The 25,244-nt window shown below is 72.5% G+C and carries 7 protein-coding genes and 1 pseudogene; all 8 read left to right on the forward strand.

What is annotated here, in order from left to right; translation table 11 throughout:
- Positions 1-78 precede the first annotated feature (78 nt).
- Complete coding sequence (locus tag ACSMXO_RS15460) at positions 79-813, forward strand: ABC transporter ATP-binding protein (protein ID WP_346258675.1); 735 nt, start codon at positions 79-81, stop codon at positions 811-813.
- Positions 807-3,299, forward strand: coding sequence for an FtsX-like permease family protein (locus tag ACSMXO_RS15465; RefSeq protein WP_455418270.1), 2,493 nt, complete (start codon positions 807-809; stop codon positions 3,297-3,299). The genes ACSMXO_RS15460 and ACSMXO_RS15465 overlap by 7 nt, the downstream gene beginning before the upstream one ends.
- Before the next feature lie 328 nt (positions 3,300-3,627).
- On the forward strand, positions 3,628-4,611 hold the full coding sequence (gene sbnA, locus ACSMXO_RS15470; protein ID WP_455419245.1) for a 2,3-diaminopropionate biosynthesis protein SbnA: 984 nt from the start codon (positions 3,628-3,630) through the stop codon (positions 4,609-4,611).
- Positions 4,611-5,675 (forward strand): 2,3-diaminopropionate biosynthesis protein SbnB, encoded by a 1,065-nt coding sequence (sbnB, locus tag ACSMXO_RS15475; protein ID WP_455418271.1) that lies wholly within the window; start codon positions 4,611-4,613, stop codon positions 5,673-5,675. The genes sbnA and sbnB overlap by 1 nt, the downstream gene beginning before the upstream one ends.
- A gap of 42 nt (positions 5,676-5,717) precedes the next feature.
- On the forward strand, positions 5,718-5,933 hold the full coding sequence (locus tag ACSMXO_RS15480) for an MbtH family protein (RefSeq protein ID WP_101365415.1): 216 nt from the start codon (positions 5,718-5,720) through the stop codon (positions 5,931-5,933).
- A gap of 32 nt (positions 5,934-5,965) precedes the next feature.
- Entirely contained in the window at positions 5,966-11,092 is a 5,127-nt protein-coding gene (locus ACSMXO_RS15485) for an amino acid adenylation domain-containing protein (RefSeq protein ID WP_455418272.1), read from the forward strand.
- Entirely contained in the window at positions 11,089-22,134 is an 11,046-nt protein-coding gene (locus tag ACSMXO_RS15490; RefSeq protein WP_455418273.1) for an amino acid adenylation domain-containing protein, read from the forward strand. Before ACSMXO_RS15485 ends, ACSMXO_RS15490 begins: the two co-directional genes overlap by 4 nt.
- A 4-nt stretch (positions 22,135-22,138) precedes the next feature.
- Positions 22,139-25,147 (forward strand): annotated as a pseudogene (locus ACSMXO_RS15495) (non-ribosomal peptide synthetase); the annotation flags it as partial.
- Positions 25,148-25,244: the final 97 nt, after the last annotated feature.

Consider the following 25,244-nt stretch of genomic DNA (forward strand, 5'->3'; position numbering starts at 1 on the left):
CCTCAGGGTCGCCGGTCCGGGGGTTCTCAGGGTGGTATCTCATGTGTCGATCTAACGATCAGTGATTGGATGCTCGCTATGGAGCAGGCTGTGCGGCTGGAGTCGCTGAGCAAGACGTACGGTTCGGGTCAGAACGCGGTGGCCGCCCTGAGAGACGTGTCGCTCGATCTCCGGGCCGGAAGCTTCACCGCGATCATGGGGCCGTCCGGCTCGGGCAAGTCGACCCTGTTGCAGTGCGCGGCGGGGCTGGACCGGCCGACCGGCGGCCGGGTGGTGATCGGCGGCACCGACCTGACCGGGCTGAGCGAGACCGCGCTGACCCTGCTCCGGCGCGACAAGATCGGTTTCGTCTTCCAGGCATTCAACCTGCTGCCGTCGCTGACCGCCGAGCAGAACGTGGCGCTGCCGCTGCGGCTGGCCGGCCGCAAGCCGAGCCGGTCCGAGGTGGCGGAGGTACTCGCCGAGGTGGGGCTCGGCAACCGGGGCGGGCACCGGCCGGCGCAGCTCTCCGGCGGCCAGCAGCAGCGGGTCGCGATCGCCCGTGCCCTGGTGACGAAGCCGGCGGTGCTCTTCGCGGACGAGCCGACCGGTGCGCTGGACACCAGCACCAGCCGGGAGGTGCTGGCGCTGCTGCGCGGCCTGGTCGACCGGCACGGGCAGACCATCGTGATGGTGACGCACGACCCGGTGACCGCCGCCAACGCGGACCGGGTGGTCTTCCTCGCCGACGGTGCGCTCGCCGGTGAGCTGGTCAATCCGACGGCGGAGGCGATCGCCGCCCGGATGACGCGCATGGAGGTCGGCGCGTGCTGAGCATCGCGTTGCAGACGCTGCGGGTGCGCTGGGCCGCCTTCGTCGGTACGTTCGTCGCGCTGACCCTGGGCGCCGGCATGATCGCCGCGATGGGGCTGGAGATCGGCGCCACCCTGGGGCTGCCCGAGCGGGCGCCGCAGCGGTTCGCCGCCGCCCCGGTGGTGGTCGCCGCGCTCGACCCGGAGTGGGATCCGGCTCGGCACGACCCGGGCAGCCGATCGCTGATCCAGGCCCGGGGCATCTCCGACGCGCTGGCCGCCGAGGTCGGGGCGCTGGGGCGCACCGTCCCGGTGCGCAGCTTCTACGCCCAGCTCTCCGGCGGCCCCGACGACCAGGTCGGGCACGGCTGGTCCAGCGCCGAGTTCGCCCCGTACGCGCTGGCCGCCGGCCGGCCGCCGCAGGCCGACAACGAGGTCGTGGTGCCGAGCGGCGGTGCCGGACCGGGCGAGCGGGTCACCGTCTTCAGCACCGGCGGGCCGCGCGACTACACGGTCGCCGGGGTGACGGCGCCGGCCGACTTCGAGTCCGCGGTCTTCTTCACCGAGGCCGAGGCGGCCCGGCTCTCGCCCCGGGTCGAGGCGCTGGTCTCCTACGGGGCACCGGAGGCGGTGCGGCAGGCCGTCGGCGGGGACGCCGAGGTGCTCACCGGAGACCGGCGCAACGTGCTGGACCCGAGCTACAACGCCGACCGGGAGGCGATCGACAACACCCAGACGCTGTTGCCGATCACCGCCGTGGTGGCCGGCTTCGTCTCGATCTTCCTGGTCGCCTCGACCTTCGCCTTCGCGGTCGCCCAGCGGCGCCGGGAGATCGCCCTGCTCCGCACGGTCGGTGCCACGCCCCGGCAGGTACGCCGGATGGTGCTGGCCGAGGCGTTCGTGGTCGGGCTCACCTCGGCGGTCGCCGGCTGCGCGCTCGGGCTGGGCGCCGCACCGTTGCTGGCCGACGGCATGGTCGACCTGGGACTCGCCCCGCCGTGGTTCACCGTCGAGTTCTCCGCCGGGCCGGCGGTCTGGGTACCGCTGCTGATCGCCTTCTGTGTGGGGCTGGGGGTGGCGCTGGCCGGGGTCTGGGCGGCGTCCCGCCGGGCCGGCGACGTACGCCCGATCGAGGCGCTCCGGGACGCCGCCGTGGACTCCCGCACCATGACCTCCGGCCGGTGGCTCTACGGGCTGATGGCGCTGGCCTTCGGTCTGGTCACCATCGGCTGGGTGGCGGTGGTGAACCCGGGCATGGTGATGGTGCCGACCCGGTACATCGGGGTGCTGATGTTGCCGATCCTCGCCTTCGCGCTGCTCGCCCCGGTGGTGGTCAAGCCGATCGCCCGGTTGATCACCTGGCCGCTCGGCCGGCTCGGCGGCGCCGCCGGGATGCTGGTCCGGGAGAGCGCGCTGACCGCGGTCCGGCGTACCGCGGCCACCGCCGCGCCGGTGCTGCTCACCGTCGGGCTCTCCATCTCGCTGCTCGGCGCGGCCGCCACCATCGACCGGGCCAAGGACAGCGGCCGGCGCAACCAGGTGACCGCCGACTTCGTGGTCACCCCGGACGGCACCCCCGGGGTCAACGAGGCGGTCACCGAGCGGGTCCGGGCGATCCCCGGGATCGACGTGGTCGCCGCGCTGCCGACCATGGTGTACACCCGGGACGACGCCCGGCTGGCCGACTACGAGGCGCTGGCCGTCGACCCGGCGGCGCTGTCGGGCACCCTGACCCTGCCGGTCGACGAGGGCAACCCGGCCGACCTACGCGACGACACCATCATCGTCAACGACGACTGGGGGGTCGGGGTCGGCGAGACCGTCGAGGTCTTCATGGCCGACGGCAGCACGGTGCCGCTGCGCGTGGTGGCGGTGCTCAACACCACCTCGGGCAGCAACGACGTCGCCTACCTGAGCACGAAGTACGCCGGCACCGCCAAGTACGCGTTCACCGGCCTGGCCCGCCGGATCTACGTCTCGCTGCGCGAGGGGACCGACCCGGCGACCGTCCAGGCCGCCCTGGGCAGCGCCACGGCCGGGCTGGGTGCCCGGGCGATCCCGGCCGAGGACTGGCTCGGCGAGGAGAGCAGCGAGAACAGCCAGGCAAGCACGCTGGGTATGGTGCTGGTACTCGGCATCGCGATCGTCTTCTGCTTCATCGCCATCGTCAACACGCTGGTGATGGCGACCTCGGACCGGCTCCGGGACCTGGCGATCCTGCGGCTGGCCGGGGCCACCCCACCACAGGTGCTCCGGGTCTTCGCCGCCGAGTCGCTGCTGGTGGCCGGGGTCGGCGTACTGCTCGCGGTGGGGGCGTCGGCGGTGAACCTGGCCGGGCTGCGGCTCGCCCTGGGGCAGCTCGTCGGGGCCACCCCGGTCAGCGTGCCGTGGGGCACGGTCGCCTTGATCACGGTGATCAGCGCCGGACTGGCCGTACTCGGTGCCGTGGTGCCGGTCCGCCTCGCGTTCCGGTCCGGCGCGGTGGAGCTGGCCGGCGTACGCGAATAACCGCCCACATCGGACCCACCGGGCTCCGCCGTCCCCGACTTTCGGGGCGGCGGAGCCCGGCTCGTTTTCGAAGATAGTTTCGATATGGGGCTGGTATAGCCGCAGGTCGCAGGATGACAAGGAGCCGAGAAAGCAGGCCGGCGCCAACCGTGGGAACGGCACCTGGCGGTGACGTTTCCCGGGAACGTAACTGACCCGCGAAGGGAAAGCCGTGCCAATGGACCTTTTACGACCTGGAGAGCACGGCGCCTGCACGCCGGCCTTCACCGGCGGCCACGACCAACCTCAAGGGGAGGTTGAAAAAGGTTCACCGCATGCGCTCAAGGGCATCCTCGCGGCCGTCGGGAACACGCCTCTGGTGGAACTCGAACGCCTGATACCCGATTCACGAATTAAGGTGTTCGCGAAGCTGGAGCGGTTCAATCCCGGCGGCAGCGTCAAGGATCGGACCGCGCTGAGCATGCTGCTGGAGAAAATCCGCAGCGGCGAGCTCCAGCCGGGCCGGTCGGTGGTGGTCGAGTCCAGCTCGGGAAATCTCGCGGTCGGGCTCGCCCAGATCTGCCGGTATTTCGGGCTCCGGTTCGTCTGCGTGGTGGACGCCAAGACGACCGAACAGAACATCGCGATACTGCGGGCGTACCAGGCGTCGGTCGAGGTGGTGAACCGGCCCGACCCGGACAGCGGCGAGTACCTGCCGGTGCGGGTACGCCGGGTCCGCGAACTGGTCTCGAACACCCCGCACGCGTTCTGGCCCAACCAGTACGCGAACCCGCTCAACCCGATCGCGCACCGGCAGACCATGGGCGAGATCGTCGAGGCGCTCGACGGTTCCGTCGACTACCTGTTCTGCGCGGTCAGTTCCTGCGGCACCCTGCGCGGCTGTGCGGACTACGTCCGCGAGCACGGGTTGAACACGAAGATCGTCGCGGTCGACGCGGTCGGCAGCATGATCTTCGACGGGCAGCAGCCGATCGAGCGGCTGCTTCCCGGGCACGGCGCGTCGCTGCGGCCGGGACTCTTCGACCCGGACGCCGCCGACGAGGTCATCCACGTGACCGACCTCGAGTGCGTCGCCGCCTGCCGCCGGCTCACCGCTCGGGAGGCGATCCTGGCCGGCGGATCCTCCGGGGCCACCGTCGCGGCCCTGGAGCGGCGCAGCCGGGGCATTCCTGAGGACGCGAAATGCGTGCTCATCTTCCCCGACGGTGGCGACCGCTACCTCGACACGATCTATTCCGATGACTGGGTACGGAGCCGCTTCGGTGAGGTTTCGCACCTCTGGAAGGAAGCTGCCGGTGGTGATCAGGCCTGATGCTGATCCTTCGACATGACGACGTGCAACAGGTCCTGGCCGAGCGCGAACTCGCGTTGATCGAGCTGGTCGGCGAGGCGTACAAGTTGCACGACGAGGGCGCCACCGCGGTGCCGCACTCGATCTTCCTCCGCTTTCCCGACCAGCCCCGCAACCGGATCATCGGGCTGCCCGCGTACGTCGGCGGGAACTCGCCGGCCGCCGGGATGAAGTGGATCGCCTCCTGGCCGGGGAACATCACCACCGGGCTGGCCCGGGCCAGCGCCAGCATCGTGATCAACGACCTGGAGACCGGGCAGCCGACGGCGCTGCTCGAAGGCTCGGTGATCTCGGCCAAGCGGACCGCGGCCAGTGCCGCGCTCGCCGCCCGGCTGCTGGTCCGCGAGCCGGGTCCGAGCGGGGTGGCCCTGATCGGCTGCGGCGTGATCAACCTGGAGGTACTGCGCTTCCTGCTCGCCGCGCTGCCGACGCTGACCGAGGTGACCCTCTTCGACAACGACTGCACCCGGGCGGCCGCGTTCGCCCGCAACTGCGCCGACCTCTCGCCGACCCTGCACGTCACGCTGGCCGCCGACGCCGGCCGGGCCCTCGCGGCGCACGACCTGGTCTCGATCGCCACCACGGCGCCCGAGCCGCACCTCGACCTCGGCCCGGCCCGGCCCGGCACCCTCGTGCTGCACGTCTCGCTGCGCGACCTGACCCCGGAGACGATCCTGGCCAGCCAGAATGTGGTCGACGACCCCGACCACGTGTGCCGGGAGCGGACCTCGCTGCATCTCACCGAGCAGCAGGTGGGGCACCGGGACTTCATCGACGCGCCGATCGGCCAGATCCTGCGCGGCACCGGCGGCTTCCGCCGCGATCCCGACCGGACGGTGGTCTTCTCGCCGTTCGGCCTCGGCGCCCTGGACATCGCCCTCGCGGAGTTCGTCCGGGCCGCCGCCGTCGAGCGGGGCCTCGGCATCCGCGTCGACGACTTCCTGCCCGCCACGGGTGGCACCGCGTGGCACCGCGAATCCCAGGTGATCCCGCCCGTCCCGAGCGGCACCGCGAATCCCAGGTGATCCGGCCCCGGCCGGAGCCTCGACCAACCACAAGGAGTTCCGATGGCTGACGAGCAGACCGACGACCGGGTGTACCGGGTGGTCCGCAACGACGAGGAGCAGTACTCCATCTGGCCCGCCGACCGGGATCTGCCGGCGGGCTGGCACGCCGAGGGCACCGAGGGCCCGCGTGCCGACTGCCTCGCCCGGATCGGCGAGGTCTGGACCGACATGCGCCCGCTGAGCCTGCGCCAGCGGATGGCGGCGGCGCAGAGCTGACCGCCCCCGCAACGAGGTGAGGAGAGCCACCCATGAACCCCGATCGAAGCCGGACTGACCTGGTCGGCGACTCCCGCGGGCCGGCGACCGTCGCCGGGTCCGCCAACATCCTGCCGGCGCTGGTCGCCCGCCAGGTGGCGGCCACGCCCGACGCGGTCGCCGTGCTGGCCGGCGACGTCGAGGTGACGTACGCCGAACTGGACCGCCGGGCCAACCGGCTGGCCCGGTACCTGCGCGGTCTCGGTGCCGGGCCCGACACGCTGGTCGGGGTCTGCCTGCCCCGCGACGTGGACCTGGTCGTCGCGCTGCTCGGCGTCTGGAAGGCGGGTGCCGGCTACGTACCGCTGACTCCGGACCACCCGCGGGACTGGGCGACCTGGGTGCTGACCGACACCGGCGCCGGGATCGTGCTGACCGGCTCGGCCCACGCCGAGCTGGTGGCCGGCACCGGCGCCCGGGTGGTCCGCCTCGACGACATCTCGGCCGAGCTGGCCGGGCTGCCCGACGAGGCGCCGGTCAACCCGGCGACCGGGGACGACCTCGCCTACGCGATCTACACCTCGGGTTCCACCGGCCGGCCCAAGGGCGTGATGATCAGCCAGGCGGCGATCGCCAACCGGGTCGACTGGGCGGTGCGGCAGCACGGCCTCGGCCCGGCCGACCGGGTGTTGCAGAAGACCGCGCTCACCTTCGACGCGGCCTGCTGGGAGTTCTTCGCCCCGCTGGTCAGCGGCGGCACCGTGGCGCTCGCCCCGGTCGGCGCCGAGCGCGACCCGGCGGCGCTGGTCCGGGCGATCAGCCGGTACGGCGTCACCGTCTTCCAGGGCGTGCCGTCGGTGCTCCGGCTGGTCGCCGACGATCCGGGCTGGCGGGACTGCACCTCGCTGCGGCTGCTCTTCTCGGCCGGCGAGCCGCTGCACGCCGAGCTGTGCCGGCGGCTCACCGACGGGCTCAAGGTCACCCTCTGGAACACGTACGGGCCGACGGAGTGCGCCATCGACGTGACGGCGCACCCGTACGACCCGGCGCTGCCGACCGGCCCGGTGCCGATCGGCCGGCCGCTGGCCAACCTGCGGGTGCTGGTGCTGGACCCGAACGGTGACCCGGTGCCGGTCGGGGTCGCCGGTGAACTGCACGCCGGCGGGGTCGGGGTGGCCCGGGGCTACCTCGGCCGGCCGGACCTGACCGCCGACAAGTTCGTCCCCGACCCGTACGGGCCGCCCGGGTCCCGGCTCTACCGCACCGGTGACCTGGTGCGGTGGCGGGCCGACGCCACCCTGGAGTACATCGGGCGGCTCGACCACCAGGTCAAGGTGAACGGGGTCCGGATCGAGCCCGGCGAGGTGGAGTCGGCGCTGGTCGCCCACCCGGACGTCAGCGCCGCCGTGGTGCTGGCGGTGGAGACCGCCGAGGGCGGCAAGCGGCTCGTCGGGTACGTCACCGGGGAGCGGGTGCCGGCCGCCGACCGGCTGCGTACCTTCCTGCGGGACCGGCTGCCCGACCCGATGATCCCGGCCGCCTTCGTGGCCCTGCCGGAGTTCCCGCTGAACAGCAGCGGCAAGGTGGACCGGGCCGCGCTGCCGGCGCCGGACGCCGCCGCCGAGGACGGCCGCCCGCCGTACGTGGCGCCGCGTACCGCCGCCGAGCGGCTGGTCGCCCGCTCCTGGGCGGAACTGCTCAAGGTGGACCGGGTCGGCGTGCACGACGACTTCTTCTCGCTCGGCGGCTCGTCCCTGCTGCTCACCCGGCTCGCCAACCAGCTCCGGGCGGCCTCCGGCAGCAAGGTCGCGCTGCGCGGCCTCTTCGCCGCGCCCACCGTGGAGCAGCAGGCGAAGCTGATCGCGGTGCCGTCCGACGACGGACCGCCGATGGTCCCGGTGTCCCGGACCGGGCCGCTGCCGCTCTCCTTCGGGCAGCGCCGGCTCTGGTTCCTGGACCGGCTGGAGCCGGGCAACACCGAGTGGGTCGCCCCGCTCTTCGTCCGGCTCGGCCCCGAGGTCGAGCAGAGCACCGTCCGGCGGGCGTTGGACGCGCTGGCCGGGCGGCACGAGATCCTCCGTACCCGCTACGTCGAGGACGACGGCGAGCCGCGCCAGGTGATCGACGCACCGGGGCCGGTCGAGCTGCGGGTGGTCGAGGCCGACTCCGCCGACCTGGAGACGGTGTTCCGGGGCGAGTTCGAGCGCGGCTTCAACCTGGCCACCGGCCCGGTCTGGCGGGCCCTGCTGGTCCGCTTCCCGGGCACGCCGACGCCCACCCCGCCGACCTCGGTGCGGATTCCGGCCACCGCCGGCCGTGCCCCGGCGGGCGAGTCGGTGCTGCTGCTCACCCTGCACCACATCGCCTGCGACGGCTGGTCGTCGGTGGTGCTGGAGCGGGAGCTGCGGGAACTCTGCGCGGCGACGGCTGCCGGACGTGCCCCGGAACTGCCGGAGCAGCCGGTCCAGTACCCGGACTTCGCGAGCTGGCAGCAGGGCTGGCTGACCGAGGAGGTGCTGGCGGCCGAGCTGGCGTACTGGCGGAAGACCCTCGACGGGCTCGGGCCGCTGGACCTGCCGACCGACCGGCCCCGCCCGGCCCGCCGCGACCCCAGGGGCGCGCTCGCCCCGTTCACCATCCCGACCGAGCTGGCCGCCGCCATCCGCGACCTGGGCCGGCGGTACGGCGCCTCCCCGTACATGACGATGCTGACCGCGTTCAGCACGCTGCTCGCCCGGTACGCCGGCCGCTGGGACGTCGCCGTCGGCACCCCGGTGGCCGGCCGCAACCGGCCCGAGCTGGAGGACATGGTCGGGTTCTTCCTCAACTCGCTGGTGCTGCGGCCGAACCTGACCGCGGGAATGCGGTTCGGCGAGGCGCTGGAGGCGACCCGGGAGGTCTGCCGGGCCGCGTTCGCGCACCAGACGCTGCCGTTCGAGCAGCTCGTCGACGACCTCCAGCCGGACCGGGACATGTCCCGTACCCCGCTGTTCCAGGTCGCGTTCGACCTGCACGACGAGGGGCTGACCGGCGGGGCGGTGCGGGCCGACGACCTGGCCGCGTTCACCGAGGCGTGGCAGATCGCCAAGACCGACCTGACGCTCTTCGTCCGGGTACAGGAGGACGGCACGATGCTCGGCGCCCTGGAGTACGCGACCGCGCTCTTCGACCGCTCCACCGTGGACCGGATGGGCGGGCACCTGGTCCGGCTGCTCCAGGCGGTCACCGCCGATCCGGAGCTGCGGCTCGGCGCGGTGGACTTCCTCGACCCGGTCGACGAGCTGATCGGCACCGGCCGGAGCGACCCGTTCCGTACCGGTACCCCGGACCGCTGCCTGCACCAGGTCTTCGAGGAGCGGGTGCTGCTCGCCCCGGACGCGGTGGCGGTGACCTTCCAGGACGTCTCGTTGACGTACGCCGAGGTGAACGCCCGGGCGAACCGGCTGGCGCACCGGCTACGCGCCTCCGGGATCGGGTCCGGCTCGCTGGTCGGGGTCTGCCTGGAGCGGGGGATCGACCTGGTGCCGACCCTGATCGGGGTGCTGAAGTCCGGTGCGGCGTACCTGCCGTTGGATCCGGCGCAGCCGGTGGACCGGCTCGGCTTCATGGTCGGTGACGCGGGCGCCCCGGTGGTCGTGACGCAGGCGTCGCTGGTGGAGACGGTCTCCGGGTTCTTCGACGGCGACCTGCTGGTGCTCGACCAGGAGGACCTGTCGGGGCAGCCGGTGGAGAACCCGGCGCCGGTCTCCCGCCCCGACGACCTGATCTACGTGATCTACACCTCGGGGTCGACGGGCCGGCCGAAGGGGGTCTGCCTGACCCACGCCAACGTGCTCCGGCTGTTCAGCACCACCCATCCGCGGTTCGGCTTCTCCGCCGACGACGTGTGGACGCTGTTCCACTCGTACGCCTTCGACGTCTCCGTCTGGGAACTCTGGGGCGCACTGGGCTACGGCGGCCGGCTGGTGGTGGTGCCGCGCGAGGTGACCCGGCTGCCGGACGAGTTCCTGGAGCTGCTGGTCGCCGAGCGGGTGACGGTGCTCAGCCAGACCCCGTCGGCGTTCCGCGCCATGGTCGGATTCGCCCGGGACGGCAACCCCTGGCTGGACCGGCTGTCGCTGCGCACGGTGGTCTTCGCCGGCGAGAAGCTGGAGATGGCCGAGCTGGCGCCCTGGGTGGCCCGGTTCGGTGACCGGACGGCGCTGGTCAACATGTACGGCATCACCGAGACGACGGTGCACTCCACCTATCACCTGGTGCGCCCGCAGGACATCACCGGATCCGGCAACCCGATCGGCTATCCGCTGAGCGACTCCCGGATCTACCTGCTGGACGGCTACGGCAACCTGGTCCCGGTCGGGGTGCCCGGCGAGATCCACGTCGGCGGCCCATCGGTGGCCCGGGGCTACCTGAACCGGCCGGAGCTGACCGCGCAGCGGTTCGTGCCGGACCCGTTCGCGGCCGAGCCGGGGGCCAGGATGTACCGCAGCGGTGACCTGGCGAGGCGCCGGCCCGACGGTGGGCTGGACTTCCTGGGCCGGATCGACGACCAGGTGCAGATCCGGGGCTACCGGGTCGAGCTGGGCGAGATCAAGACTGTGCTCGCCGCGAGCCCGGGCGTCCGGGACGCGGTGGTGCTGACCGACGAGCCGGAGCCGGGCCAGCCCCGGATCGTCGCCTACTACGTACCCGATGCCGACAACCCGCCGGTCGTCCCCGAGCTGGCCGGCCACTGCGGCAGCCGGCTGCCCGACTACATGGTGCCGGGCGTGTTCGTGCCGCTGGCGAAGATTCCGCTCACCGCCAACGGCAAGCTCGACCGCCGCGCGCTGCCGACCCCGGCCCGGACCGTCGCCGAGCTGGACGCGGCGGGCCACGTCGCGCCGCAGGGCCCGGTCGAGGAGCGGATCGCCGAGATCTGGGCCGAGCTGCTCGACGTCGACGCCGGTACCCAGACGAACTTCTTCACCGTCGGCGGCCACTCGATCCTCGCGGTCCGGCTGGCCTCCCGGATCCAGGAGGAGTTCGAGATCGACCTTCCGGTGCGGACCGTCTTCGAGCGGCCCACGATCGCGCGGATCGCCGAGGCGGTCGAGGAGCGGATCCGCGCCGAGATCGACGAGCTTTCCGAATCCGACCTGCTGGCCGGCCTGGCGTTGCTGAAGGAGCAAAAGGGATGAGCACGGGCGAAGGCACGATCGAGCGCAGTGTCGAGACGGCCCGGGAGGAACTGCTGCGGGCCCGGCTCGCCGGGCGGCTGCGCGGCGCGCGGCGCGCGGCGCTGACCCGGGTGGACCGGAACGGCCCGCTGCCGCTCTCCTTCGGGCAGCAGCAGATGTGGTTCCTGAGCCGGCTGGACCCGGGTAGCTGGGAGTACCTGGTGCCGCTCGCGCTGCGGCTGCGCGGCCCGCTGGACTCCGCCGCGCTGCGCCGGGCGCTGACCGAGCTGGTCGGCCGGCACGAGATCCTGCGTACCCGGTACGCGCTGGTCGCGGGCGAGCCGATCCAGGTGATCGACCCGGCCGGTCCGGTGCGGCTGGCGGTGTCGGACCTGACCGACCTGCCCGAGGCGGAGCGGGAGCGCCGGGGCTTCGAGCGGGCCGCCGAGGAGCCGTCGATCCCGTTCGACCTGGCCACCCAGTGGCCGGTACGGGCCCGGCTGGTCCGGCTGGCCGACGACGACCACCTGCTGGTCGTGGTCTTCCACCACATCGCCTGCGACGCCTGGTCGGTCGGGGTCTTCGCCGAGGAACTCAGCGAGCTGTACGCGGCCGCACTCGCCGGCCGCCCCAGCACCCTCGCCCCGCTGCCGGTGCAGTACGCCGACTACGCCGCCTGGGAGCGGAACCGCTCGCAGGCGGAGCACCAGCGGCACCTGGACTACTGGCGGCGGCAGCTTGCCGGGGTGCCGCCGCTGGACCTGCCGGCGGACCGGCCCCGCCCGGCGACCCGGGACTGGGCCGGTGCGGTGGTCGAGGTGGAGCTGCCGGCCGGGCTCGGCGGCCAGCTCCGCGACCTCGCCCAGCGGCACGACGCGACCCTGTTCATGGTGCTGCTCACCGGCTACCAGGCGCTGCTGTCCCGGTACACCGGCGGCACCGACATCCCGGTCGGCACGGTGGTGTCCGGGCGCAACCGGCCCGAGCTGTCCCGGCTGATCGGCTACGGCATCAACAGCCTGGTGATGCGGGCCCGGTGGGACTCCGACATCACCTTCGGCGAGCTGCTGGCCGCCAACCGGCAGACCGTGCTGGCCGCCTTCGACCACCAGGAGGTGCCGTTCGGGCAGCTCGTCGACGAGCTCCAGCCGGAGCGGGACATGTCCCGTACCCCGCTGTTCCAGGTCGCCTTCACCATGCACGAGGCGGGCGCCGGCGGGTACGCGATGCCGGGGCTGGCGGTCTCCCCGCTGGACGCGCTCTCCCAGGTCTCCCGATTCGACGTGACGCTCCAGATCCAGGAGGGCGCCGACGGCGGGCTGCGGGCCCACCTGGAGTACGCGACCGCGCTCTTCGACGGGTCCACCATGCGGCGGATGGGTGGGCACCTGGTCCGGCTGCTGCAGGCCGCCGTCGCCGATCCGGGTCGGGCGCTTTCCGCGGTCGACCTGCTGGACGACGCCGAGCGGGCCGAGGTCACCGGGGTCGCCGACCCGTTCCGGATCGACGCGGTGCCGCCGACCCGGACCGTGCACCAGGTCTTCGAGGAGCGGGTGGCGGCCGCCCCGGAGGCCGTGGCGGTGACCTTCGAGGGTGTCTCGTTGACGTACGCCGAGGTGAACGCCCGGGCGAACCGGCTGGCGCACCGGCTCCGCGCGCTCGGCGCCGGGCCCGAGTCCCTGGTCGGGGTCTGCCTGGAGCGGGGCATCGACCTGGTCCCGACCCTGCTCGGGGTGCTGAAGTCCGGTGCGGCGTACCTGCCGCTGGACCCGGCGCAGCCGGTGGACCGGCTCGGCTTCATGGTCGGTGACGCGGGCGCGTCGGTGATCGTGACGCAGTCGTCGCTGGCCGGGACGGTCGCCGGCTTCTCCGCCGGTGCCGTGGTCAACCTGGACGAGGAGGACCTGTCGGGGCTGCCGGCCGAGAACCCGGTTTCGCGCTCCGGCCCGGAGAACCTGATCTACGTGATCTACACGTCGGGGTCGACGGGGCGGCCCAAGGGCGTCTGCCTGACCCACGCCAACGTGCTCCGGCTGCTGACCGTCGGCGAGACCCACTACCGGTTCTCCGCCGACGACGTCTGGCCGCTGTTCCACTCGTACGCCTTCGACGTCTCCGTCTGGGAACTCTGGGGCGCGCTGCTCTACGGCGGTCGCCTGGTGGTGGTGCCGCGCGAGGTGACCCGGCTGCCGGACGAGTTCCTGGAGCTGCTGGTCGCCGAGCGGGTCACGGTGCTCAACCAGACCCCGTCGGCGTTCCGCAGCCTGGTCGGGTTCGCCCGGGACGACGATCCCCGGCTCGCCGCCCTGGAGCTGCGGGCCGTGGTCTTCGCCGGCGAGAAGCTGGAGATGGCCGAGCTGGCGCCCTGGACCGACCGGTTCGGCCTGGACCGCCCGGCCCTGCTCAACATGTACGGGATCACCGAGACGACGGTGCACTCCACCTTCCACCAGGTACGACCGCAGGACATCACCGACCCCGGCAACCCGGTCGGGTACCCCCTCGGCGACCTGCGGATCTACCTCCTCGACCAGTACGGCAACCTGGTCCCGGTCGGGGTGCCCGGCGAGATCCACGTCGGTGGTCCCGGCGTGGCGCGGGGCTACCTCAAGCGGCCGGAGCTGACCGCGCAGCGGTTCGTGCCGGACCCGTTCGCGGCCGAGCCGGGGGCCAGGATGTACCGCAGCGGTGACCTGGCGAGGCGCCGGCCCGACGGTGGGCTGGACTTCCTGGGCCGGATCGACGACCAGGTGCAGATCCGGGGCTACCGGGTCGAGCTGGGCGAGATCGAGACCGTGCTCGCCGCGCACCCCGGCGTCCGGGACGCGGTGGTGGTGGTCCGGGAGGACATCCCCGGCGACAAGCGGCTGGTCGGCTACCTGGTGCCCGAGGGCGACCAGGTGCCGAGCCCGGCCGAGCTGCGCGAGTTCCTCGCCCGGGGCCTGCCGGAATACATGGTGCCGGCCGCGTTCGTGCCGCTGGACCGGATTCCGCTGACCGCCAACGGCAAGCTCGACCGCCGCGCACTGCCCGCACCGGACCGCGCCGCACTCTCCGGGGAGCAGGTCTACGTGGCCCCGCGTACCCCGGTGGAGGAGCGGGTCGCGGCGATCTGGCGGGACGTGCTCGGGGTCGAGCGGGTCGGGGTGCACGACAGCTTCTTCGACCTCGGCGGGCACTCGATCCGGGCGGTCGCCCTGGTCGGCGAGCTGCGGGCGATCGGGCTGGACGTCTCCGTCCGGGACGTCTTCGCGCACCGTACCGTCGCCGAGCTGTGCGGGATCCTCGACGGCCGGTCGGCGCCGGCCGCTACCGAGCGCCCGGTGGCGCCGTTCGAGCTGCTCTCCGCCGAGGACCGGGCGAAGGTGCCGGCCGGCGCGGTCGATGCGTACCCGCTGTCCCGGGTGCAGGCCGGCATGGTGGTGGAGATGCTCTCCGACGGGGAGCTGCACGCGTACCACAACGTCACCTCGTTCCGGATCCGCGACGAGCGGCCGTTCGCGCTGCACGCGCTCCGCGAGGCGGCCCGGATCGTGGTCGAGCGGCACGAGGTGCTGCGTACCGCGATCGACCTGACCACGTACTCGGTGCCGATGCAGGTGGTGTACCCGACCGCCGAGATGCCGGTCGGGGAGCGGGACCTGCGGCACCTGGACGCCGCCGAGCTGGACCGGTCGCTGCGGGAGTTCACCGCGGTGGAGCGGGCCGACGTCTTCGACCTGGCCCAGCCGACCCTGATGCGGCTCTACGCGCACGTCTGCGACGACAAGACCTGGTGGCTGTCGGTCACCGAGTGCCACGCGATCATCGAGGGCTGGAGCCACCACTCGCTGCTGATGGAGGTGCTGGACCTCTACCGGGAGATCCGGGACGGCGGCACCCCGGCCCCGGTCGAGGCACCGCCGGTGCGGTTCGCCGACTTCATCGGCGCCGAACTGCGCTCGCTGGCCTCGGCGGACGACCGGGACTACTGGCGGGACATCGTCGGCCGGTACGCCCGGTTCGCCCTGCCGACCGGCTGGGGCGACGAGGACGCGCCGCGCGAGTCGCTGATGCTCGGGGTGCCGTTCCACGACCTGGAGTCCGACCTGCGTAAGTTGGCCAGCCGGGCGAAGGCGTCGCTGAAGACGGTGCTGCTCGCCGCGCACCTGAAGGTGATGAGCCAGCTCACCGCCGAGGAGTCGTTCCTGACCGGCCTGGTGCTGCACGGCCGGCCCGAGGAGGTCGGCGCCGACCGGGTCTACGGGATGTACCTGAACAGCCTGCCGTTCGGCTACGACCGGGGAGCCCGGACCTGGCTGGAGCTGGTACAGCGGACGTACGCCCGGGAGATGGAGATCTGGCCGCGCCGCCGGTTCCCGATGCCGGAGATCCAGCGCGAGTTCGGCGACGGCCAGCGGCTGATGGACGTCCGGTTCAGCTACCACGACTTCGACCAGGTCGACCGGGATCTGGTCGACTACATGGCCAGCATCGACGACAGCCCGACCGAGTTCCCGCTCGCCGTGGCGGTCCGGCTCGGCTACGTGACGATGGCGGTCAACCCCCGGGTGCTGAGTCGGGCCAACGGCGACCGGATGGGCGCCATGTACCGGGCCGTGCTGGAGGCGATGGCGGCGGACCCGAACGGCGACGCCCGGGGCACCTTCCTCGCCGACGAGGAGCGGCAGCGGCTGGTGGTCGAGTGGAACCGCACCACCGCCGAGCCGGCCGGACCGGCCGTGCCGGAGCGGTTCGTCGCGCAGATGTCGGCCACCCCGCACGCGGTGGCGGTCGAGTGCGCCGGCCAGCAGCTCAGCTACGCCGAACTGGACGCCCGGGCGAACCGGCTCTCCCGGCACCTGCGCGCCTGCGGCGTGGTGCCGGAGTCGGTCGTCGGGGTGCTGCTGGACCGGGGCCCGGAGCTGCTCGTGGCGATGCTGGCGGTCTGGAAGGCCGGCGGCGCGTACGTGCCGCTCGACCCGGCCCACCCGGCCGACCGGCTCGCCGACATGCTGGCCGACGCCGGTGCCCGGGTGGTGGTGACCGGCTCCGGCTACGCCGACCGGTTCCCGGACGTCCCGGTGCGGGTCCTGGTCGACCGGGACGCGCCGACCATCGCGGACCAGCCCGCGACGCCGCTGACGGTCCCGACCGATCTCGATCGGCTGGCGTACGTGATTTTCACGTCGGGGTCGACGGGTCGGCCCAAGGGTGTGGCGGTGTCGCATCGTGGGTTGGTCAACCATGTGTCCTGGGCGGCGCGGGAGTTGGCTGGTCGTGGTGCGGGTGGGTCGGCGTTGTTCTCGTCGGTGGCGTTCGATCTGGTGGTGCCGAACCTGTGGGCGCCGTTGGTGTCGGGTCAGCGGGTGTGGTTGGCGGCTCCGGATCTGGACATGGCGGATCTCGGCCCCGAACTGCTGGCGGCGGGCCCGTTCAGCTTCCTGAAGCTGACCCCGGGCCACCTGGAGGTGCTGGCGCACCAGCTCGCCCCGGGCGAGGCCAGCGGGCTCGCCGGGATCACGGTGGTGGCCGGCGAGGCGTTCAGCCGGCACACCCTGGAGCGCTGGCGCGAGTGCGCCCCCGATGCGGAACTGGTCAACGAGTACGGGCCGACCGAAGCCTCCGTCGGCACCTGCATCTACCCGGTGCAGGGCCGGCAGACCGCCGACGTACTGCCGATCGGCCGTCCGCTGCCGGGAATGGCGATGTACGTGCTGGACGTGGATCTGTCGCCGGTTCCGGTGGGTGTGTTGGGTGAGTTGTATGTCGGTGGTGTGGGGGTGGCTCGGGGTTATGTGAATCGGCCAGAGTTGACGGCGGAGCGGTTCGTGCCGGATCCGTTCGGTGCTGTTCCGGGTGCCCGGCTCTACCGTACGGGCGACCTGGTGCGGGTGTTGCCGACTGGTGATGTGGAGTTTGTCGGTCGGGTTGATGACCAGGTGAAGGTGCATGGTTATCGGATCGAGTTGGGTGAGATCCGGTCGGTGTTGTTGGAGCATGAGGCGGTTCGCGACGCGGTGGTGGTCGCGGTGGGTGCGGCGTCGGACAGGCGGCTGGTGGCGTACTGCGTGCCGGTTTCGGGTGAGTTGGACGTGGCGGCGTTGACCGCGCATGTCTCGACCCGGTTGCCGGAGTACATGGTGCCGGCGGTGTTCGTTGCGCTGGATGCTCTGCCGTTGAACGCGAACGGGAAGGTGGATCGGCGGGCGCTTCCCGACCCGGACACTGCTGCGGTGGATGCGGGTCCGGTGTTTGTGGGGCCGCGTACCGGGGTGGAGGAGCGGATTGCTGGGGTGTGGCGGGAGGTGCTGGGCCTGGATCGGGTTGGGGTGACGGAGAGTTTCTTCGATCTGGGTGGGCATTCGATTCGGGCGGTGGCGTTGGTCGGGAAGTTGCGGGCGGCCGGGTTCGAGGTGGCGGTCCGGGACGTGTTCCAGTACCGCACCGTCGCCGAACTCGCCGAGAAGCTGGCCGGCCCGGTGCCGGAGGCGACCGGTACGACCGTCGACGGGCCGACCGTGGCGCCGTTCGCGCTGATCTCCGACGAGGACCGGGCCAAGGTCCCGGCCGGGGTGGTCGACGCGTACCCGCTGTCGCAGGTGCAGCTCGGCATGGTCGTCGAGATGCTGGCCGACAGCGACCTGCACGCGTACCACAACGTCACCTCGTTCCGGCTGCGCACCGAGCAGCCGTTCGGGCTGGAGGCGCTGCGCGAGGCGGCCCGGATCGTGGTGCAGCGGCACGAGCTGCTGCGGACCTCGTTCGACCTGACCACGTACGCGGTGCCGATGCAGCTCGTGCACGGCAGCGCCGAGATCCCGATCGCGGTACGCGACATCCGGCAGCTCGACGCCGCCGGGCGGAAGCAGGCGATCCGGGAGTTCACCGCGGCGGAACGGGCCGAGCTCTTCGACCTCGGGGTGGCCCCGCTGTTGCGGTTCGCCGTGCACGAGGAGAGCGACGAGGCGTGGTGGATGTCCGTCACGGTCTCGCACCCGATCACCGAGGGGTGGAGCCACCGGGCGATGCTGACCGAGCTGCTGGAGCTGTACCAGCAGCTCCGGGCCGGCCGTACACCGGCGCCGGCGACCCGCCCGGCGGTCCGGTACGCGGACTTCATCGCCGCCGAACTCGACTCGCTGTCCTCGACGGAGGACCGCGACTACTGGCGCGGCATCGTCGACGGGTACACCCGGCTGTCGCTGCCGACCGGCTGGGCCGCCGACCCGGCGACGCCCCGGGAGCCGTACTCGGTCACCGTGCCGGTACGCGACCTGGAGCCGGAGCTGCGGGCGCTGGCCACGGCGACCCGTACGTCGTTGAAGGCGGTGCTGCACGCGGCGCACCTGAAGGTGATGAGCCAGCTCACCGACGAGCCGGTCTTCTTCACCGGGCTGGTGTGCAGCGCCCGGCCCGAGGTCGACGGCGCCGACCGGGTGTACGGGATGTACCTCAACACGCTGCCCTTCGCTCACCGGCGAGGAGCGGCGACCTGGGGTGAGCTGGTCCGGCAGGTCTTCGACCGCGAGGTCGAACTCTGGCCGCACCGGCGCTACCCGATGCCGGCGATCCAGCGTGAGCTGGCCGACGGCCAGCGCCTGCTCGACGTGCGGTTCAGCTACCAGGACTTCGACGCGGTCGACACCGAACTGGTCGACGTGGAGTCCGGCCTCGGCGAGGGGGCCACCGAGTTCGGCCTGGCCGTCGCCGCGATGACCGGCAGCCTGGTGCTGACCGCCGACACCCACATGCTGAGCCGGCCGGACGCGACCCGACTGGGCGCGATGTACCGGGCGGTGCTGGCGGCGATGGCGGCGACCGGTGTCGACGGCGACGCCCGGGGCAACCACCTGCCGGCGGACGAGCGGGAGCGGCTGCTCGGCGAGTACGCCGTCAACCCCAGCACGGCGCCGACCCGTACCGTGCCGGAGCTGGTCGCCGACGTGGCCGCCGCGCACCCGGACCGGATCGCGGTGGCACTCGGCGAGCTGGAACTCGACTACGCGGAGCTGGACGCCCGGGCGAACCGGCTGGCCCGGCACCTGCGGTCCCGGGGCGTGGGGCCGGAGTCCCTCGTCGGGGTGCTGCTGGACCGGGGTCCGGACCTGATCGCCACCTTCCTGGCGGTCTGGAAGACCGGTGGCGCGTACGTGCCGCTGGACCCGTCGTTCCCGGCCGACCGGGTGAACACGATGCTCGCCGACGCCGGTGCCCGGGTGGTGGTCACCCGGTCCCGGCACGCGGACCGGTTCGACCCGGCACTGGACTGCGTCCTCGTCGACACCGAACGCCTGGAGATCGGCAACCGTCCGGCGACCCCGATCGCCGAACCCGCCGACCTCGACCGGCTGGCGTACGTGATTTTCACGTCGGGGTCGACGGGTCGGCCCAAGGGTGTGGCGGTGTCGCATCGTGGGTTGGTCAACCATGTGTCCTGGGCGGCGCGGGAGTTGGCTGGTCGTGGTGCGGGTGGGTCGGCGTTGTTCTCGTCGGTGGCGTTCGATCTGGTGGTGCCGAATGTGTGGGCGCCGTTGGTGTCGGGTCAGCGGGTGTGGTTGGCGGCTCCGGATCTGGACATGGCCGATCTGGGTCGGGAGTTGGTGGCCGCCGGGCCGTTCAGCTTCCTGAAGTTGACCCCCGGCCACCTGGAGATCATCGGCCAGCAGGCCGAGGACACCCAGCTCGCCGCGCTGGCCGAGGTCGTGGTGGTGGCCGGCGAGGCCCTGCCCGGCCCGGTCGCCGAGAACTGGCGCCGGATCCTCGGCGACGGCCGCCTGGTCAACGAGTACGGCCCGACCGAAGCCTCCGTCGGCACCTGCGTCTACCCCGTCACCCACACGCCCGACTCCGAGGTCGTGCCGATCGGCCGTCCGCTGCCGGGGATGGCGATGTATGTGCTGGATGTGGATCTGTCGCCGGTTCCGGTGGGTGTGTTGGGTGAGTTGTATGTCGGTGGTGTGGGGGTGGCTCGGGGTTATGTGAATCGGCCGGAGTTGACGGCGGAGCGGTTCGTGCCGGATCCGTTCGGTGCTGTTCCGGGTGCCCGGCTCTACCGTACGGGCGACCTGGTGCGGGTGTTGCCGACTGGTGATGTGGAGTTTGTCGGTCGGGTTGATGACCAGGTGAAGGTGCATGGTTATCGGATCGAGTTGGGTGAGATCCGGTCGGTGTTGTTGGAGCATGAGGCGGTTCGCGACGCGGTGGTGGTCGCGGTGGGTGCGGCGTCGGACAGGCGGCTGGTGGCGTACTGCGTGCCGGTTTCGGGTGAGTTGGACGTGGCGGCGTTGACCGCGCATGTCTCGACCCGGTTGCCGGAGTACATGGTGCCGGCGGTGTTCGTTGCGCTGGATGCTCTGCCGTTGAACGCGAACGGGAAGGTGGATCGGCGGGCGCTTCCCGACCCGGACACTGCTGCGGTGGATGCGGGTCCGGTGTTTGTGGGGCCGCGTACCGGGGTGGAGGAGCGGATTGCTGGGGTGTGGCGGGAGGTGCTGGGCCTGGATCGGGTTGGGGTGACGGAGAGTTTCTTCGATCTGGGTGGGCATTCGATTCGGGCGGTGGCGTTGGTCGGGAAGTTGCGGGCGGCCGGGTTCGAGGTGGCGGTCCGGGACGTGTTCCAGTACCGCACCGTCGCCGAACTCGCCGAGAAGCTGGCCGGCCAGTCGGTCGAGGACCAGCCGGCCGAGGCCGGTCCGGTGGCGCCGTTCGCCCTGGTCTCCGAGCAGGACCGGGCCGAGCTGCCGGCCGGGGTGGTCGACGCGTACCCGCTGTCGCAGGTGCAGCTCGGCATGGTGGTGGAGATGCTCGGCGGGGTGGGTGGCAACCGCTACCACAACACCAGCTTCTTCCGGATCCGTGACGAGCAGCCCTTCCAGCCAGAGGCGCTGCGCGAGGCAGCCCGGATCGTGGTGCAGCGGCACGAACTGCTGCGGACCTCGTTCGACCTGACCACGTACTCGGTACCGATGCAGCTCGTGCACGGCACCGCCGAGATGCCGGTCGAGGTGTGCGACGTTCGGCACCTGGACGACCGGGGCCGGGAGCAGGCCCTGCACGGCCTGATCGCCCGGGAGCGGGCGAGCCTGTTCGACCTGGCCAGCCCGCCGCTGCTCCGGATGGCCGGCTTCGTGGAGGGCGACGACGCCTGGCGGCTCGGCTTCACCCAGTGCCACGCGATCACCGAGGGCTGGAGCCAGCAGTCGCTGCTGATGGAGGTGCTCGACCTCTACCGGCAGCTTGCCGCCGGCAAGACCCCCGAGCCGGTCACCGCGCCCGAGGTCCGGTACGCGGACTTCATCGCCGCCGAACTCGACTCGCTCGGGTCGGCCGTGGACCGCGACTACTGGCAGGGGATCGTCACCCGGCACGCCCGGTTCACCATGCCGGCCGGTTGGGGCAGCGCCGCCGACGACGCCGGCAGCTTCCGGATCCCGGTCGGGTTCCCGGACCTGGAGCCGGGCCTGCGGGCGCTGGCGACGGCGACCCGTACGTCGTTGAAGGCGGTGCTGCACGCGGCGCACCTGAAGGTGATGAGCCAGCTCACCGACGAGCCGGCGTTCTTCACCGGGCTGGTGTGCAGCGCTCGGCCCGAGGTCGACGGCGCCGACAAGGTGTACGGGATGTACCTCAACACGCTGCCGTTCGCACACGACCGGACGGCCGGCTCCTGGGGCGACCTGGTCCGGCAGGTCTTCGACCGCGAGGTCGAACTCTGGCCGCACCGGCGCTACCCGATGCCGGCGATCCAGCGCCAGGTCGGCGGCCGGCAGCTCATCGAGGTGATGTTCAGCTATCAGGACTTCCACCAGGTCGACACGGATCGCGTCGACGTGCGGGCCGGTGCGGGCGACGCCGCCAACGAGTTCGCGCTCGCGGTGTCGACCGGCCCCGGGCACCTGATGCTGCGGGTCCGGCGCTCCGCGCTGACCCCGGAGAACGCCGAGCGGGTGGTGGCGATGTACCGGGCGGTGCTGGAGTCGATGGCCGCCGGTGCCGACGGCGACGCCCGGGCGACCTACGTGCCGGCGACGGAGCTGGACACGGTGTTGACCGACTGGAACGACACGGCCGTGGAGTGGTGAGCAGATGAGTCGATCGGTGCACCAGGTATTCGAGGCACAGGCCGCGGCCACCCCGAAGTCGGTGGCGGTGGTCCAGGGAGGCGAGCGGGTCCGGTACGCCGAACTCGACGCGGTGGCGAACCGGTACGCCCAGCATCTGCGGGCGGCCGGAGTCGGGCCGGAGTCGGTGGTCGGGGTGCTGCTGTCCCGGGAGCCGTCGCTGGTGGCCTGGCTGCTGGCGGTCTGGAAGGCCGGCGCGGCCTACGTGCCGCTGGACCCGGAACTGCCGGCGGAACGGCTCGGCTACATGCTGGAAACCGCCGGGGCGGAGCTGGTGGTGAGCGAGTCGAAGCTGGTCGGCCGGCTGGACGGGGTCTACTCCGGCCGGCATGTCCTCGCCGACCGGGAGGAAGACGTGATCGAGTCCCGGTCGCCGGAGCCGGTGCCCGGCCGCGACGACCAGCACCAACTGGCGTACATCATCTTCACCTCCGGTTCGACGGGCCGGCCGAAGGGCGTGCAGATCTCGCACCGGGCGCTGCTGAACCTGCTCTTCTCGATGCGGCGGCTGCTGGACGCCGGGACCGACGACGTCTGGCTCGCCGCGACCTCGCTCTCCTTCGACATCTCCGGGCTGGAGCTGTATCTCCCGCTGGTCACCGGCGGCCGGGTGGTGCTGGCCGACGACGACGAGGTGGGGGACAGTACCGAACTGCTCAGCCTGCTCGACCGCTTCCCGGTCACGCACGTCCAGGCGACGCCGTCGGGCTGGAAGCTGCTGCTGGACGCGGGCTTCGCGGACCGGCCGGTGGTCGCGCTGGTCGGCGGCGAGGCGCTGCCGCCGGCGCTCGCCGGTGACCTGCGCGCCCGGGTGAAGCGACTGGTCAACGTGTACGGGCCGACCGAGACCGCCATCTGGTCGACCAGCTGGGACGTGCCCGGAGACGTCGAGGTGGTGCCGATCGGCCGGCCGATCGCGAACACCCGGACCTATGTGCTGGACCGAGATTTCCAGCCGGTCGCGCTCGGCGTCGTCGGCGAGCTGTACATCGCCGGTGACGGCGTCGCCCGGGGGTACGTCAACCGCCCGGAGCTGACCGCCGAGAAGTTCCTGCCGGAGCCGTTCGGCAAGACCGTCGGGACCAGGATGTACCGCACCGGTGACCTGGTCCGGTACGGGCCGGACGGCAACCTGGAGTTCCTGGGCCGGGCGGACCACCAGGTGAAGATCCGGGGGCACCGGATCGAGCTGCCCGAGATCGAGGAGCGGCTGCTCGCCCATCCGAACGTCCGCAACGGTGTGGTGGTGGCCCGGGAGGACCCGGGCGGCGAGAAGTGGCTCGCCGGCTACGTCGTACCGGCGGACGGCCGGCCGATCGATCCGGCCGAGCTGCGCGACTTCCTGGCCGCGGCGCTGCCCGGCTACATGGTGCCGGCCGCGTTCGTCACCCTGGACGCGCTGCCGCTGAACTCGGCCGGCAAGGTGGACCGGCGGGCGCTGCCGGCGCCGGAGCGGACCTCGTTCGGCGGCGAACGCGAGTTCGTGGCGCCGCGCACCGAGACCGAGCGGCGGATCGCCAGGGTCTGCGTGGAGGTGCTCGGCATCGACCGGGTGGGCGTGCACGACAAGTTCTTCGACCTGGGCGCCGACTCGATGCGGATCGTCCAGCTCGTCACCGCCGCCCGCAAGGCCGGGCTGGAGGTGTCGTTGCGGATGCTCTACCAGCACGGCACAGTCGCCGAACTGGCCGTGGCCCTCGGCGCACCGCCCCCGGCGAGTGTCCTCGTCGAACCGACCCAGCTCCTTCCCGTCATCGGACCGGTCAAGGACAGCGCCGCGACCCCGGCCCCCGAACCGATCGTCGCCGTCGCGGAACCCGAGTCCGCCGGCGTCGCCGTCGCGGAACCGGTGCCCGCCGCCGTCGCGGGACTGGAGTCGGTCGCCGTTCCCGGATCCGCCGTGCCAGCCCCGGTCACCGTGCCAGTCCCGGTCACCATCGCCTCGGCGGAGGCGGAGGCGGAGGCGGAGGCGGTGACCGGCCCACCGGTGCTGGCCACCCGGGCCGAGGCGGCTCCGGCCGGTCGGCTCGCCGCCGGGCCGTCGCCGCTGTCCACCATGGCCGAGCACCACGTGCCCGGCGCCGCCATCGCGCTGGTCCGGGCCGGCCAGGTCGCCGAGGTACGCGGCTACGGCGTACTGGTCGCCGGCGGATCCGAGCCGGTCACCCCGGAGACCCCGTTCCAGGTCGCCTCGATCAGCAAGCACGTCACCGCGCTCGGCGTACTCCGGCTGGTCGGCCAGGGGCGGCTGGAGCTGGACGCCGACGTGAACCGGTACCTGACCTCGTGGCGGGTGCCGGACGGGCCCGGGCCGGTGACCGTACGGCACCTGCTGGCCAACCTCTCCGGCCTCTCCACCAGCCCGAACACCGGGTACGCCCCGACCGAGCCGGCACCGGACCTGCTCGACGTGCTGTACGGCCGCCCGCCCGCGACCTCGGAGCCGATCCGGCCCGAGCTGACGCCGGGGGAGTCGTTCCGGAAGACCAACAGCCACTACGCGGTACTGCAACAGGTGCTGGTCGACCTGACCGGGGAGCCGTTCCCGGAGCTGATCCGCCGGCTCGTCTTCGCACCGCTGGGCATGACCGACAGCAGCTTCGATCCGGCGTTCCCGGCCGACCCGGCCCGACGGGTCGCGCTCGGTCACGACGAGCACGGAGTACCCGTACCCGGTGGCTGGCGCAACCGCCCGGCGCTGGCCGCCGGGGGGCTCTGGACGACCGCCGCGGACCTGGCCCGGGTGCTGGTCGAAATCCACCGCGCGCACCTGGGCGGCGGTGAACTGCTCACCCCGGCGCTCGCCGCCGAACTGGTGGCGGTCGCCTCGCCGGGCAGCTTCTACGGTCTCGGCACGGTCGTCGACGACACCGGGCCGGACCTGGAGTTCGGGCATCCGGGCGAGACGGTCGGCTACCGGGCGATGACCCTGGGCCGGCTCCGGGCCGGTGACGGCTTCGTGGTGCTGACCAACTCCGAGTCCGGCAAGGTGGTGCAGTCGTTCGTCGCCACCGAGCTGGCCGGCTGGGCCGAGCGGCTCGGCGGCGGCGCGGAGCCGGCGGGTTACGTCG

Source organism: Plantactinospora sp. DSM 117369 (assembly GCF_053764795.1).